The following is a 14,102-nucleotide window of genomic DNA, read 5'->3' on the forward strand; positions in this document are numbered from 1 at the left end:
CTCGATTGGCGCGGTGCCGAAAAGCGTGCCAACCAAGGTTGGCACCTGCCAAGGCAATAGCGAGGGCGCTGTGCTCAGGTGCACTGCCAGAAGTGCCCGCTCACCCGGCACTTTGCACACCAGAACGTATAGAGCATGCCGCCGCTGCCCCACAGCAGCGTGCCCTCACCCGTGGTCGGCAGTGTCGAATCCAGCTGCATCACGAACGGCATCTCTTCGCCGCAATCGATGCACGCCGGGTACCAGGCACTCTGCACCCAGCTCGGCGCGCCGCCCACGCGCGACAGGTTCTGCCGATGATTGGACTGGCCCCAGTCCTGTTGCTGCCAGCGCGCGCTTTCGAGCACCACCAGGCCCACCTCGGCCTGCATCAGGTCGCCACTGTCGGTGGGTGTGTTCGGCACCTCACGGTGCTGGCTGGGGTGGCAGCTGGGCAGGCCGGCCGCATCATGGCGATAGAAACGCACGGGCGGGTCTTCCCAGCCGCAGCAGTCCAGACACAGCCCCAGCGTGATCTCGCCCGACGCGCCCGGCTGCAGCGCGGCAGCATCGGTCCGCAGCAGGCGCTGCAGCGGCGCATGGCAGCTGCTACACAGCGCTTCCAGCGGCCCTCCCATCTGCCCAGCATGGTGTACCTGCCCACCATTCCAGGTCGGGTGCAGGCGCCAGGTGCGCTTGCGCCAGCTCGGTTCGTCCGCCTGCTGCGCGCGATGCTGTTCGCGGCCGAAGCGGAAGTGCAATGGCCGCTCGCCATGTAGGCGACGCGGCTGCGGACCTTCGGCGACGCCGGCCCAGTGCGCCCAGACCTCGGCATCCAAGCGCCCCCAGTCGACCAGGTAGCCGCGAGCAATGGCGTAGGTTTCGGGCTGGGCGGCGAGCAGCAACGCCCTGGCCCGCGCCATTTCGCGATCGTCATCGGCTTCGGCCAGGATCTGCGCCCAATGCGCGGCCGTCGCGCTGGGCAGGCCCTGCCAGACCTGCGTGGCCAACTGCACCTCATCCTCACTGGCGACCGCCAGCAATGCCTCCCAATCGTCCTGCAGCACCTGCGGCGCCTGATAGCTGGCGAACTCCATCACGCTCGTCAACACGTCACCGCGCTCGCCCGCGCGATAGCGGCGCCACGCGTCCGCCGCGACCGCGGGCACCGCGTCATCCGGCAGCAGGTCCAGTGCCATGTCGAGGAAGGCCGAGCCCGGCGAAGGCCGCGCCAGCGCCTGCAGCATCAACTCTCCCAGTTGACGCGGCTGTTCAGTGGCCAGCGACAGCAGCATGCCTTGGCTGTCGTTGCGCGTGCGCGGGGCGTCATGCAGGTCGAGGATGGCGCTGATCGAGTCACTCATTCGGAGGCTCCTTGCCGGTGAACAGTGATGGTGCCAGACATCACGAATCACCACGACGAATACAATGGCCCCATGACCCGCCAGCTGCCCTGGCGCCTGGCCGATGCGCCGGACGCCCCCTTCCCTCCGGCCGAGACCGCACTGCGCCAGCCCGATGGCCTGCTGGCGGTGGGCGGCGACCTGCATCCGGTGCGTCTGCTCAATGCCTACGCCGGCGGTATCTTTCCGTGGTTCAGCGAGGGTGAGCCAATCCTGTGGTGGTCGCCGGACCCGCGCATGGTGTTCCGCACCGATGGCGTGCACCTGTCCAGCCGCTTCCGCCGCCAGTTGCGCAGCAGCACGTGGGAGGTCACCGCCGACACCGCCTTCAGTCGTGTGATGCGCGCCTGCGCCGCGGCACCTCGGCCCGGCCAGGACGGTACGTGGATCAGCCCGGCGATGGTCGAGGCTTACAGCCAGCTGCACGACCTTGGCTTCGCCCATTCCTTCGAAGTCTGGGACCGGCAGACGCTGGTCGGCGGCATCTACGGCGTCGCGATCGGCGCCATGTTCTTCGGCGAGAGCATGTTCAGTGGCGCCAGTGGCGGCTCCAAGATCGCCCTGGCCGCGTTGGCAGCCACCCTGCGTGGCTGGGGCTGGGAACTGATCGATGCCCAGGTGGAGAATCCGCACCTGCTGCGGATGGGCGCCGAGCACCTGCCGCGCGCGGACTTCCTGGAGCACGTCCGTCAGGCCGTACACCGTGACGGCCGTGAAGGCCCCTGGACCCAGGCGGTAGGACGCTTGCCAGCACAGCGTTTGGCCGGGGGTTAACACAAACTTTGCAAGCCGGGCCCATCACGCGTAAAATACCGCGCCTTAGGCCCAGCGTGGCCGTTTTCTGAACCGCACAGGACTACATGTCGAAAGACGATTCCATCGAGTTCGAGGGCACCGTCAGCGAGACGCTGCCGAACACCACTTTCCGCGTTCGTCTGGAAAATGGGCACGAAATCATCGCCCACATCTCCGGCCGCATGCGCAAGAACTACATCCGCATCCTCACCGGTGACCGGGTCAAAGTTGAAATGACCCCGTACGACCTGACCAAGGGTCGTATCACCTACCGCATGAAGTAAGCGGTCGGCGCATTGCGCCACTCCGACAGGGCCGGCCTCGCTGCTGGCCCTTTGTCGTGCGCGGAAGAAAGCGACCGGCACCGGGACCGCTCGATTTTCGTCCCTGTCCGAAATACCGCATCGCGCCGCGACTCTAGACTCAATGCGTTCTTCACAGAAGGCGTTGCGCGCATGACCTACCTGATCGTCCTGGACCCCCAGTCCGTCACCAGCCGCTGCTACGCCAGCAAGGGCCCGGACGGCACCTGGTTCGGCCAGCCCTGCCTGGTCTGCACCAGCATGGACGCCTCGCACCCGCTGTACCTGGCCGTGCAGCGCGAGATTCCGCATATGGGCAGCACCCTCAAGCAGCGCCTGCACATTCCGCACGAGGCGGTCGCCTTTGTCATCGAAGACGGCGGCGACCAGGGGCGCCAGCAGGGATTCCGTTCGATCGCGGCCTGAGGCGCCAAAGGTCATCGTGACCGATCTCACCGTGGCGTCGGTCAGCCCTGCTTGCGGCAGATTCGCATTTGCAGCGGCGGCGGCATCTTGGGATCCGATCCAGTCCGGATCGCTGCCCCCTGCCCCGCCATGAACCTGTCTTCCCTGCTCATCCCCCTGGCTTTGTCTGCCGTCACCCTGCTGGCGTCGTCCGCCCATGCCGCCGACACCGCGCCGGCACAGTGCGTATCACTGACCGGCGAACAGCAGATCGTTCGCGCCGGCGCCGACAAGAACATCCTGCTTCGCTCCGGCGAAGACCACTATGTTGTGCATTTCCGCAACAGCTGCCCTTCTGCCGTACTGGCCACCCGCCTCGGCTTCAAGACCGACGGCAAAGAAGCTGACGAGCTGTGCAGCGAGGGCCGAAGCGCACTGGACACAGGTCGCGGCAGCTGCGAGGTTGCACGCATCGAGCCGATCGATGCCGAGCGATTCAAGCGTGAGGCGCGCCGCCGCAGCCGCTGACCCCAGACAGGACAAGGGCGGCCGAAGCCGCCCTTGTCGCGATATACGTCAACGCGTCGCGGCAACCAGCGACAACACTCTCGGTTGCGCGCGCTGCCGTGCCAACCAGAGATCGTAGCTGGATTGCAGCCCCATCCAGAAAACCGCAGTACTCACCCCCGCCATCTCAAGGCGGATGGCCAGGTCAGGACTGATGCCCGCCTTGCCGTTCAGAACCCGCGAAAGGGCTACCCGCGACATTGCCAGGCGCTCGGCCGCTTCGGTCACAGACAGATCCATTGGATCAAAGACCATTGCCTTGATCGCCTGCCCGGGATGCGGATGGTGATGAATCATGCGCGGCCTCAGTGATAGTCCAGGTAATCCAGCAGCTCCACGTCGCTGCCGGCGAAACGGAAGGTAATCCGCCAGTTTCCATTGACCCATACAGACCAATGCCCTTTCAGGCCGCCCCGGAGCTTATGCAGACGCAATCCAGGCATGGCCAGATCCTCAGGACCCGAAGCAACATCCAGGATCGACAGGATCAACAACACCTTGCTGGCGTGACTGTGGCGGATTCCACTGCTACTGCCGGAACGGTAGAGCCGCTCGAGGCCCCTGTGGCGAAAACCGATGATCATCACTGTATCCTGTATCGTTTCGCGATACAAACAGGGCAACACCCTATCGCGACCAGAAGACAGCATTGGCACCTCCGTTCCGTTCAAGCAAGGCCGCGGACGACAGTCCCACTGGAAACAACAAGGGCGGCCGAAGCCGCCCTTGTCATTTCCAGGCTTTCACGCCAAGCCTATGGCATCAGCTCATTCCACCGTGACCGGCAGCAGCCGCTCCGGCTCGGCCTGGGTCTCGACCACCAGCTCGTCGTCGCGAACATCGATACTGACCTTGCCACCGTTGACCAGCTTGCCGAACAACAGCTCGTCGGCCAGCGGACGCTTGATCTTGTCCTGGATCACGCGGGCCATCGGGCGGGCGCCCATCAACGGGTCGAAACCATGGTGGGCCAGCCAGTCGCGCGCGGTCGGGGTGGCCGACAGGCTGACGTGCTTGTCCTGCAGCAGCATCTCCAGCTCGATCAGGAACTTGTCGACCACGCGCAGGATGTGCTCGAAGCCCAGCGCCTGGAACTGCACCACCGCGTCGAGGCGGTTGCGGAATTCCGGGGTGAAGCTGCGGCGGATGGTCTCCATCGCGTCGGTGGCATGGTCCTGCTTGGTGAAGCCGATCGAACGCCGCGAGGCCTGCGCCGCACCGGCATTGGTGGTCATCACCAGCACGACGTTCTTGAAGTTGGCTTCACGACCGTTGGTATCGGTCAGCACACCGCGGTCCATCACCTGCAACAGGATGTTGAAGATGTCCGGATGCGCCTTTTCGATCTCATCCAGCAGCAGCACGCAGTGCGGCGTCTTGACGATCTTCTCGGTCAACAGGCCGCCCTGGTCAAAGCCGACGTAGCCCGGAGGCGCACCGATCAGGCGGCTGATCGAATGCGGCTCCATGTACTCGGACATGTCGAAGCGGACCAGTTCGATGCCCAGCTGCAGCGCCAGCTGCTTGGTCACCTCGGTCTTGCCGACACCGGTCGGACCGGCGAACAGGAAGTTGCCGATCGGCTTTTCCGGGTTGCCCAGGCCCGAACGGGCCAGCTTGATCGCCGAGGACAGCGTCTCGATGGCCGGGTCCTGGCCGAAGATCACCATCTTCAGGTTGCGCTCCAGGTGCTGCAGCACATCCTTGTCGGTGGCGCTGACCTGCTTGGTCGGGATACGCGCCATCTTGGCGACGATCGCCTCCACTTCCTCGACGTCGATCAGTTCCTTGCGCTGGCCTTCCGGCAGCAGGCGCTGGCGGGCGCCCGCCTCGTCGATCACGTCGATGGCCTTGTCCGGCAGCAGGCGGTCGCCGATGTGCTTCACCGACAGGTCCACCGCAGCCTGCAGCGCCTCGTCGGAATAGGTCACACCGTGGTGCAGCTCGTACTTGGACTTCAGGCCCTGCAGGATCTCGTAGGTCTCGCCGACGGTCGGCTCGACGATGTCGATCTTCTGGAAGCGGCGGGCCAGCGCCCGGTCCTTCTCGAAGATGCCACGGTACTCCTGGAAGGTGGTCGAGCCGATGCAGCGCAGCTCTCCGGACGCCAGCGCCGGCTTGATCAGGTTGGAGGCATCCATGGTGCCGCCCGACGCCGAGCCAGCACCGATGATGGTGTGGATCTCATCGATGAACAGCACCGCATTGGGCACCTTCTTCAGCGCGGTCAGCACGCTCTTCAGGCGCTTCTCGAAGTCGCCGCGGTACTTGGTGCCGGCCACCAGCGCGCCCAGGTCGAGCGAATAGATCACCGCATCGGCCAGAACGTCGGGCACCGAGCCCTCGACGATGCGGCGGGCCAGGCCCTCGGCGATGGCGGTCTTGCCTACGCCCGCCTCACCTACGTACAGCGGGTTGTTCTTGCGGCGGCGGCACAGGACCTGGATGGTGCGCTCGATCTCGTCGGCACGGCCGACCAGCGGGTCGATGCGACCGGCCCGGGCCTGTTCGTTGAGGTTGCTGGCGAACTCGGTCAGGGCATCACCCTTCGGCTCGCCCTCCCCGCCTTCGATGCGGCCTTCGCCCTCGGAGGAGGACGACGGCTGCTCGCCTTCCTCGCCCAGCTTGGCGATGCCGTGGGACAGGTAATTGACCACATCCAGCCGGGTGACATCCTGCTGGTTGAGGTAGTAGACGGCGTGCGAGTCCTTCTCGCCGAAGATGGCGACCAGCACATTGGCGCCGGTGACCTCCTTCTTGCCCGAGGACTGCACGTGGTAAACGGCCCGCTGCAACACGCGCTGGAAGCCCAGGGTCGGCTGGGTATCGCGGCCGTCATCTTCGGCCAGGCGGGACACGGAGGCCTCGATGGCCTGCTCCAGCTCCTGGCGCAGGCGTTCGGCGTCGGCGCCACAGGCCTTCAGTACGGCCTGGGCGGACGGGTTGTCGAGCAGTGCCAACAGCAGGTGTTCGACCGTCATGAACTCATGCCGGGCCTCACGGGCGCGCTTGTAGCACTGGCCGATGGTGTGTTCGAGGTCTTTGCTGAACATGGATTACTCCGGCGGCAGATGGGGACAATATGCGGCCTGACTACGCGATTTCCATCACCCTAGCGGATTGCTGCGTTCAGATGGCGTTATCAGTGCGAATCGCTTGATCTTCATTCACTCCAGGACAGCCCACCCAGCATGAGCGAACCCTACCTGAGCCGCTGGCGATTGCGGCGTGATGGCGCAGCCATCGAAACGCCCCATGCCCGGCTCTGGCCGGTGCTGACCGCCGCCGGTAAGCCGGCCATGCTGAAGATCAGCAGCGAAACCGAAGAGCAGAACAGCCATCGCCTGCTGCGTTGGTGGGACGGTGACGGCGCCGCCCGCCTGCTGGCCCACGAGGGGCCGGCGATCCTGATCGAACGTGCCGGCGGCGACTCGCTGCGGCAACGTTCGATCAAGGGCGACGATGACACCTGCACCACGGTCCTGTGCCAGGTCCTGCAACGGCTGCACCGGCCACGGGGCGCACCGCCAGCGGAACTGGTCTGCCTGCGAACATGGTTCGCCGACCTGCTGCAGCCAAGGGCTGCGCTGCCGCCACTGCTGGAACAGTGCAGATCACTGGCGGAGGGACTGCTGCAGCAGGAACAGGAGATCCGACCGCTGCACGGCGACCTGCACCACGACAACGTGCTGGATTTCGGCGCGCGCGGCTGGTTGGCGATCGACCCGAAGCGGCTGCTGGGCGACCGCGCGTTCGATTACACGACGATGTTCAGCAATCCGGACCTGTGCGGCCCCGGCATCCATGTGGCCACCCGACCCGAGCGGTTTGCCACCCGGCTGGAACAGGTCGGCGCGCTGGCGGGCCTGGAACGCACGCGCCTGCTGCGTTGGATCGCAGCCAGCGCGGGGCTGTCAGCGGCGTGGTTCCGGGATGATGGCGACCCCGCCGAAGTCGACGAGGCGGTGGCGAGAATGGCGCTGGAGGCGTTGGCGGAGGGCTGATCCCGCGCTCTGGTAGATGCCCACCTTGGTGGGCACGCCCCATCCATTATCGATACAGGCCCCTGCCTTGGTAGATGCCCACCTTGGTGGGCACGCCGGGTCCGGAGTCGATGTGCCCGGACGAAAACCGGCAGCCGGTCAGGCCTTTTCCATCGTGCACAGCAGCGGGTGCTGGTTCATCCGCGAGTACTCGTTGACCTGGGCGACCTTGGTCTCGGCCACTTCGCGGGTGAACACCCCGCACACGCCGCGGCCACGGGTATGGACGTGCAGCATCACCTGCGTGGCCTTGTCCAGGTCCATGCTGAAGAACTGCTGCAGCACGTCCACCACGAAATCCATCGGGGTGTAGTCGTCGTTGAGCAGCATCACCTGGTAGAACGGCGGCGGCGCCACTTCCGGGCGCGCGGGCTCCACGGCAACGCCGTGCTCGTGATGGGAATCGGGGGAAGACTCATGGGGCATCTGCCCATTATAGAGGCACGGGCCAGCCTGCGTCGGCCTGCCGCAGATTGGACGGCACGCACGCCCACCGTCACAATTGCACCCTCTCTCAACACTGTTTCACAGGATCTTCATGAAAAGGACCCTTCTTCCCGCCCTGCTGATCGCCCTGGCCGCCGCCGGCTCCGCCGCCGCCGAGACCCAGGCCGACAAGGCCGTGGCCCGCCACCTGGACAAGCTGGGCTATACCTACGAGGTCGACGAGGACGGCGACTACCGCATGGTGTTCGACGTCGAGGGTGATCGCACCCAGATGGTCTACGTGCGCTCGTCGGTGGAAGATTTCGGCACCCACAACATCCGCGAGATCTGGTCGCCGGCCTACAACGCCAAGACCAAGCAGTTCCCGGTGGCCGTAGCCAACCGCCTGCTGGAAGATTCGCAGGACGCCAAGATGGGCGGCTGGGTGAAGCAGGACACCACCGCCATGTTCGTGGTCAAGATCGACGCCGATGCCACGGCCGACCAGCTCAGCGACGCCATCGATGCGGCCATCCGCACCGCCGACGCCATGGAGCTGGAACTGACCAAGAAGGACGAGTTCTGAGTTGAACACCACGCCGGACCCGCGCTGGGCACCGCACGCCACTGTCGCCACCGTGGTGGTCGACGGCGGCCGGGTGCTGCTGGTCGAGGAGACCATCGACGGCCGCCAGGTGTTGAACCAGCCGGCCGGCCACCTCGAGCCGGGCGAAAGCCTGGCCGAGGCAGCCCTGCGCGAGACCCGCGAGGAAACCGGCTGGACGGTGCAGCTGACCCACTTCATAGGCTGCTACCAGTGGACGGCCGGCGACGGCACCACCTTCCTGCGCTTCTGCTATGCGGCGCGTCCGGTCTCGCACGACCCGGCGCAGCCGCTGGACACCGGCATCGATCGCGCGCTGTGGCTGACCCCGGCCGAGCTGCAGGCCGCCACGGTGCGCCTGCGCAGCCCGCTGGTCTGGCAGGTGGTGGCTGATTTCCTGGGTGGCCAGCGCCATCCGCTTTCGCTGGTCCGGGAGGTCGCATGAGCACTCCGCGCGTGATGGTGGGCGTCTCTGGTGGCGTCGACTCTTCGGTCGCCGCCTGGCGCCTGGTGCAGCAGGGCGAGGCCGTAGCCGGTCTGTTCATGCAGAACTGGGCCGACGACGGCAGCGGCGACTGCCGCGCCGAGGACGACCGCCGCGATGCCGTGGCGGTGTGCGGCCTGCTCGGCATTCCCTTCCACTTCCGCGATTTTTCCAGCGAGTACTGGCAGGGCGTGTTCGAACACTTCCTGGCCGAGTACGCCGCCGGCCGCACGCCGAACCCGGACGTGCTGTGCAACCGCGAAGTGAAGTTCAAGCATTTCCTGGACGCCGCCCGCGAGCTGGGCGCCGAGCGCATCGCCACCGGCCACTACGCGCGAGTGGCCCAGCGCGGCCACCAGTGGCTGCTGCTGCGCGGCGCAGACCGCTCCAAGGACCAGAGCTACTTCCTGCACCAGCTGGGCCAGGCGCAGCTGGCGGCCACCCTGTTCCCGATCGGCGACCTGGAAAAGACCGACCTGCGCCGAATCGCGCGTGACGTCAGCCTGCCGACCCACGCCAAGAAGGACTCCACCGGCATCTGCTTCATCGGTGAGCGCGACTTCCGCGAATTCCTCGGCCGCTACCTGCCGGCCAAGCCCGGGCAGATCCTGGACCCGGCCGACGGCAGTGTGATCGCCGAGCACCCAGGCGTCTTCTATTTCACCCTGGGCCAGCGCGAGGGCCTGAACATCGGCGGCGTGCGTGGCCGCCCGGCCGCGCCGTGGTACGTGGTCGGCAAGGATGTGGCCAGCAACGTGCTGTACGTGGACCAGGACCGCGACAGCAAGTGGATGCTGTCCGACCGCCTGCGCTCGGAAACCGCGCACTGGATTGCCGGCGCGCCGCCGGCACGGCGCTTCGAATGCACCGCCCAGACCCGCTACCGCCAGCCCGACGAGCCGTGTACGGTCGAGGTGCTGGACGATGGCAGCGTGCTGGTCACCTTTGCGCGCCCGCAGCGCGCCGTTACCCCTGGTCAATCGCTGGTGCTGTATGACGGTGATGTGTGCCTGGGCGGCGCGGTGATCGCCGCCACCGATGCGCCGCTGGAACAGCGCCTGCGCACCACCCCTTCCCCTTTTGAGGTAATCGCTGCATGAGTTTCACTGTCGACGACCGCGTCCTGGCCTTGGCCGGCATTGCCCAGGCCCTGCAGCAGGTACGCCGCATCGCCGATACCGGCCATTCCGACGCCGCTGCCGTGCGCACCGCCGTGGACAGTGTGTTCCGCGTCGACGCGTCTTCGCCGCAGGAGGTGTTCGGTGACCGCCATGCATTGAAGGCTGGGCTGCGCCTGCTGCACAACTACTTCCGCAGCCAGGGCCAGGACCCGATCCTGCCCAAGCTGGCCCTGTCAGTGCTGCAGCTGGAGCGCCGCTTCGTGCAGGACGGCGCCACCGTGAACAAGGTCGCCTCGGGCATCGAACGCGCCCAGCGCCAGGCCGTCGAGCTGGGCGACAGTGGCCACCCGGACGTGCTGGCCAACCTGGGTGGCCTGTACGCCGACACCATCAGCCACCTGAAGCCGCGGGTGATGGTGCAGGGCAACCCGCATTACCTGGGCCAGGCCGGTGTGGTCGCCGAGATCCGCGCCCTGCTGCTGGCCGCGGTGCGCTCGGCGGTGCTGTGGCGGCAGCTGGGCGGCAGCTACTGGGACTTCCTGTTCAGCCGCAAGGCGATGATCGAGGCCGTGGACCGCCAGCTGGCCTGAGCCCCATGGGGTCGGATCCCTTTCCGGCAAGGAAAGGGCTCTGACCCCGAAGCCGCCGAGGCGTCGGAAAACCGGCGCATTCAGAATGCACTTCGAGGCATTTCGACGTTAAAGAGAAAGGGGGTACGGCCGATACATCCTCCGTGCACCTCCCGAGAACGTCCATGTACTCACGCATTTTCATCCGTCTGGCCGCCCCCCTGGCTCTGACCCTGCTGCTCCCCTTCGCCATCGGTTTCGAATGGCCGGCCGCCCTGCGCTGGGCGATCCTGACCACGATGACGCTGAGCTGGCTCGGCTTTGCGTGGTGGACCACCCGCGCCCAGGCGCACCGTTCCCCGGAACACGCCCGTGTCCTGCGTGAGCAGGACCAGCTGCTGACCGAACTGCGCAACTTCGTCGGCAACGAGATCGACGGTTCGCGTGGCGAAGTGGAACGCGCCCGTGACCTGATCCGCCAGGCGGTGTCCAGCCTGGGCGGCAGCTTCGACGCCATGAACCGCAAGTCGCGCCAGCAGAGCCAGGCCCTGTCGCGCATCGTCGATCGTGCCGGTGATGAAGGCAATGCCGGCCTCGACGTTGCCCGTTTCGCCCAGCACGCCAGCCATCGCATGGAGCAGCTGGTGGAAGCACTGGAACAGGTGAGCGGCCAGAGCAGCACCACCGTGCAGCACATCGACCAGATGGCGCAGCACCTGGATGGCATCTTCGCGCTGCTGGAAGACGTCAAGTCGATCGCCGACCAGACCAACCTGCTGGCGCTGAACGCCGCCATCGAAGCCGCGCGTGCCGGTGAAGCCGGTCGTGGCTTCGCGGTGGTCGCCGACGAAGTGCGCAACCTGTCCGAGCGCTCGACCACGTTCAACGAGCAGATCCGCAAGCTGGCGCACAGCTCCAAGGACGCCATCGCCAAGGTCCGCGAGACGGTCTCGCACATGGCCTCGCGTGACATGGACCGCTCCCGCGAAGCGCGCCAGGAAGCGGCGGCGATGCTCGACAACGTCGCGCAGATCAATGCGTCGCTGGGTGATGGCATGCGCGAAGTCTCCGACTGCGCCCGTTCGATCGATGGCAGCGTGGCCGAAGCCGTGCGCGCCCTGCAGTTCGAAGACATCGCCACCCAGGCGCTGGGCGGCGTGCACACCCACCTGGACCGCCTGACCGCGATCAACCGCGAGGCAGTGGCCCTGCAGGAACTGCTGCACCGCAATGGCGGCGTGTTCGACGAAGAGATCGCCACCGCCCTGCAGCGCACCGGCAGCCGCCTGCGGGAACTGCGCAGCGAATGGGAACGCCCGCCGCACAAGCCGGTTGCCCAGCAGAGCATGGGCGCCGGCACCGTCGAGCTGTTCTGATCCTGATGTCCGCTGCCGCCGCCGGCAGCCCGCAAGGCCCCGGTTCGTCCGGGGCCTTTGCCTGTGACCCGCCGTTGGATGCATCCTGTACACGTATCATGACCCTGATCCACGCCCTGCCCTTCCTCACCGACACCGAGCGCCCGCGCAACGCGAGCGTGCGTGAGCAGCTGCAACAGTTGGAAGAGGTGGCACGTGAGGAGATCCGCGAACTGCAGCAACTGGCGGATGCGCGGCCTGGCCCGTCACGGGCGGATGAGGCGCTGCTGGGACTGGCGTGGGACCTGGGGTTGGATGGGGAAGCCTTGAGGTAGACCCACGCCATGCGTGGATGGCCTTCACCACCACCCGCTCCAAACCCATGGCATGATCCGCCCATGCCACCTACGGCTGGACACGGAGTGTCGTCGCATGAGCACCACGTTCATGACCTGGCTGGGATTTGCTGTAATGGTGTTCATCGCGGTCACCTTCACCTGGCGCCCCGCCTACGCCACTTTGCGGCCGCCCCGGCATAGACCTGTCGCATTCCTGTTCGGCAGCCTGCTCTTCATGCTGATGGCCTTTCTATTTGCCTGGGCGCCGGCAACTGCCATCAACACCGGGCATGTTCATCTGAGCCATCACCGGTCCGGCACCATTGATGCATGGCGGGACATCGAGCCGATGACCTTCTGGCTGATCATCGTCGCGGAGTACGCGTTCGGGCTGTTGATCGCCAGCTATTCCATTGCAGGCATCGCATTGATGAAACGGTAGGTCCACGCCATGCGTGGATGCATGCGATCGCCCTTCCACCCTTTCGGACATGTTGCATGGTGTGGATCACAGGCCCGGGGCACACTCGTCGCTCTCCCTCCCTGGTGGCCGCATGGCATTCAATTCCGAAGAAGCGCGAGAAACCTTCGAACAGTTTCTGATCATCATGGACGATCAGATTGAATGGCTGATCGAACAAGCACAGCTCCGCGGCGTCGACCTTGACGGCAGCCTGGAGAGCCTTGATCGCCTGGAGACGCTGTACACGACGATGGCTGCAACGTTGTCGGAGGACGAACAGGATGGCCTGAGGATTGTGTTTGCACGATATCTGGGCGATGTAGTGTGGGAGCATCACGGCGGCAAATGGACCCTGCCACTGGATGATCCAAAAGACATCAATTTCAACATGCCGGTTATCGTGGGGCACTCGTCCTGCCCGTGGCTGGAATTCAATCCCATCCATACGATGCATTGCTACGCCCTACGGCCAAAGGCTGGAATGCTCCGAAGCATCGTCGCGCACAGTGTTGACCCGCAGATTCTGGATCTCAGCGATCTGGTGGAAGAGGATTGAACCCAAGGAGACTGCTCGATTCACTGGACGACCCCGCCAGGACCGCGGCTCGTTCCGGGCAACATCCACGCATGGCGTGGATCTACTGGCGTGGCGTAATCGCTATGGCATGATGCCCCGGTCCCGTTCATGGAAGACCGATGGCCATCGCCCTGATCGCATTGCTGCTGATCGAAGTCCTGCTGCTTGTGCTGTGGGCGCCGTTCTTCTTCCGCACCGGCATCGTCCTGTTCAATCAACGCATTGCCGCTACGCCGGCAGAGCTGGCGCAGCTTTCGCTGGCCGGGTTGGAGCATGATCTGCCGGCCGATACCTGGCTTCGCCTGGTATTCCGCGCGCTGCCGGAGGGCAGTATCGCCTTTCGCGAGAGCTTCGCGCCGAGCTTTGGCGGTCGCTACTTTCCGCTGATGCGCGGGCGGGTGATGATCGACGCGCAACGCAGGGAGGTGCGGGTGGTCGGGCGGTGCAGCTGGTTCGCGCTGGGCCTGACACTGATGCTGGTGCCCATCATCCTGGTCCGCCCGGCTGCGTCGCCAATGCTGGTGGCCCTGCTGCTGTTCTACATGGGCTATTTCATCCAGCGCCGACGCTATGCACATGTGGTCGAAGCAGTGCGCGCACGAATTCGCTCCGAATTTCCGCAGCGAACGGTTGCCGCATCGCAGTAGATCCACGCCATGCGTGGCTGTCGC

19 protein-coding genes are annotated in these 14,102 nt (G+C 65.7%); 14 read left to right on the forward strand and 5 right to left on the reverse strand.

All coding sequences use genetic code 11. The annotated features are described in order from the left end of the window. Positions 1 to 74: 74 nt before the first annotated feature. Positions 75 to 1,343, reverse strand: coding sequence for a hypothetical protein (locus V3B48_RS01050; protein ID WP_329893009.1), 1,269 nt, complete (start codon positions 1,341 to 1,343; stop codon positions 75 to 77). 72 nt (positions 1,344 to 1,415) lie between these two features. Between V3B48_RS01050 and aat the strand changes: the two genes are divergently transcribed. The 4 genes from aat to V3B48_RS01070 all read left to right on the forward strand — a co-directional run bounded on the left by aat (position 1,416) and on the right by V3B48_RS01070 (position 3,412). Further along, complete coding sequence (gene aat / locus V3B48_RS01055) at positions 1,416 to 2,156, forward strand: leucyl/phenylalanyl-tRNA--protein transferase (protein ID WP_049399415.1); 741 nt, start codon at positions 1,416 to 1,418, stop codon at positions 2,154 to 2,156. A gap of 86 nt (positions 2,157 to 2,242) precedes the next feature. Beyond that, positions 2,243 to 2,461: a translation initiation factor IF-1 gene (gene infA / locus V3B48_RS01060; protein ID WP_005409596.1), complete on the forward strand. Its 219-nt coding sequence runs from the start codon at positions 2,243 to 2,245 to the stop codon at positions 2,459 to 2,461. 171 nt (positions 2,462 to 2,632) lie between these two features. Next, positions 2,633 to 2,905, forward strand: a complete 273-nt coding sequence (locus tag V3B48_RS01065; protein WP_049399363.1) for a hypothetical protein — start codon at positions 2,633 to 2,635, stop codon at positions 2,903 to 2,905. Positions 2,906 to 3,034: 129 nt separating this feature from the next. Further along, positions 3,035 to 3,412, forward strand: a complete 378-nt coding sequence (locus V3B48_RS01070) for a hypothetical protein (protein WP_032127355.1) — start codon at positions 3,035 to 3,037, stop codon at positions 3,410 to 3,412. 48 nt (positions 3,413 to 3,460) lie between these two features. On the opposite strand, the gene V3B48_RS01075 is transcribed toward V3B48_RS01070, so the two are convergent. From V3B48_RS01075 to clpA, 3 genes are all read right to left on the reverse strand, one after another. After that, positions 3,461 to 3,748, reverse strand: coding sequence for a HigA family addiction module antitoxin (locus V3B48_RS01075; protein WP_032127356.1), 288 nt, complete (start codon positions 3,746 to 3,748; stop codon positions 3,461 to 3,463). An 8-nt stretch (positions 3,749 to 3,756) separates the two neighbouring features. Further along, positions 3,757 to 4,035, reverse strand: a complete 279-nt coding sequence (locus V3B48_RS01080; protein ID WP_125895706.1) for a type II toxin-antitoxin system RelE/ParE family toxin — start codon at positions 4,033 to 4,035, stop codon at positions 3,757 to 3,759. A 183-nt stretch (positions 4,036 to 4,218) separates the two neighbouring features. Next, positions 4,219 to 6,504, reverse strand: a complete 2,286-nt coding sequence (clpA, locus tag V3B48_RS01085; RefSeq protein WP_049421950.1) for an ATP-dependent Clp protease ATP-binding subunit ClpA — start codon at positions 6,502 to 6,504, stop codon at positions 4,219 to 4,221. A 138-nt stretch (positions 6,505 to 6,642) separates the two neighbouring features. Between clpA and V3B48_RS01090 the strand changes: the two genes are divergently transcribed. Further along, positions 6,643 to 7,455: an APH(6) family putative aminoglycoside O-phosphotransferase gene (locus V3B48_RS01090; RefSeq protein WP_182267778.1), complete on the forward strand. Its 813-nt coding sequence runs from the start codon at positions 6,643 to 6,645 to the stop codon at positions 7,453 to 7,455. A gap of 138 nt (positions 7,456 to 7,593) precedes the next feature. Here V3B48_RS01090 and clpS read toward each other — a convergent pair whose 3' ends face one another. Beyond that, entirely contained in the window at positions 7,594 to 7,920 is a 327-nt protein-coding gene (clpS, locus tag V3B48_RS01095; RefSeq protein ID WP_006444529.1) for an ATP-dependent Clp protease adapter ClpS, read from the reverse strand. A gap of 112 nt (positions 7,921 to 8,032) precedes the next feature. Between clpS and V3B48_RS01100 the strand changes: the two genes are divergently transcribed. The 9 genes from V3B48_RS01100 (at position 8,033) to V3B48_RS01140 (ending at position 14,078) form a co-directional block, all read left to right on the forward strand. Further along, on the forward strand, positions 8,033 to 8,506 hold the full coding sequence (locus V3B48_RS01100) for a hypothetical protein (protein WP_032127360.1): 474 nt from the start codon (positions 8,033 to 8,035) through the stop codon (positions 8,504 to 8,506). A gap of 1 nt (position 8,507) precedes the next feature. Next, positions 8,508 to 8,969 carry an NUDIX hydrolase gene (locus tag V3B48_RS01105; RefSeq protein ID WP_125895709.1) on the forward strand — a complete coding sequence of 154 codons (462 nt, stop codon included), beginning with the start codon at positions 8,508 to 8,510 and terminating at the stop codon, positions 8,967 to 8,969. After that, positions 8,966 to 10,108 (forward strand): tRNA 2-thiouridine(34) synthase MnmA, encoded by a 1,143-nt coding sequence (gene mnmA / locus V3B48_RS01110; protein ID WP_107431878.1) that lies wholly within the window; start codon positions 8,966 to 8,968, stop codon positions 10,106 to 10,108. The genes V3B48_RS01105 and mnmA overlap by 4 nt, the downstream gene beginning before the upstream one ends. Beyond that, on the forward strand, positions 10,105 to 10,719 hold the full coding sequence (gene hflD, locus V3B48_RS01115; protein WP_032127363.1) for a high frequency lysogenization protein HflD: 615 nt from the start codon (positions 10,105 to 10,107) through the stop codon (positions 10,717 to 10,719). The genes mnmA and hflD overlap by 4 nt, the downstream gene beginning before the upstream one ends. 164 nt (positions 10,720 to 10,883) lie before the next feature. After that, complete coding sequence (locus V3B48_RS01120; protein WP_032127364.1) at positions 10,884 to 12,074, forward strand: methyl-accepting chemotaxis protein; 1,191 nt, start codon at positions 10,884 to 10,886, stop codon at positions 12,072 to 12,074. A 98-nt stretch (positions 12,075 to 12,172) separates the two neighbouring features. Continuing rightward, positions 12,173 to 12,388 (forward strand): hypothetical protein, encoded by a 216-nt coding sequence (locus V3B48_RS01125; RefSeq protein ID WP_032127365.1) that lies wholly within the window; start codon positions 12,173 to 12,175, stop codon positions 12,386 to 12,388. A 97-nt stretch (positions 12,389 to 12,485) separates the two neighbouring features. Further along, entirely contained in the window at positions 12,486 to 12,833 is a 348-nt protein-coding gene (locus V3B48_RS01130; protein ID WP_107431879.1) for a hypothetical protein, read from the forward strand. A 112-nt stretch (positions 12,834 to 12,945) separates the two neighbouring features. Continuing rightward, positions 12,946 to 13,410, forward strand: coding sequence for a hypothetical protein (locus tag V3B48_RS01135; protein ID WP_285302549.1), 465 nt, complete (start codon positions 12,946 to 12,948; stop codon positions 13,408 to 13,410). Between the two features lie 140 nt (positions 13,411 to 13,550). Further along, on the forward strand, positions 13,551 to 14,078 hold the full coding sequence (locus V3B48_RS01140) for a hypothetical protein (RefSeq protein WP_329893010.1): 528 nt from the start codon (positions 13,551 to 13,553) through the stop codon (positions 14,076 to 14,078). The last annotated feature ends 24 nt before the right edge of the window (positions 14,079 to 14,102 follow it).

The sequence above is a fragment of the Stenotrophomonas sp. SMYL20 genome (genome assembly GCF_036320045.1).
Taxonomy (GTDB): domain Bacteria; phylum Pseudomonadota; class Gammaproteobacteria; order Xanthomonadales; family Xanthomonadaceae; genus Stenotrophomonas; species Stenotrophomonas maltophilia_A.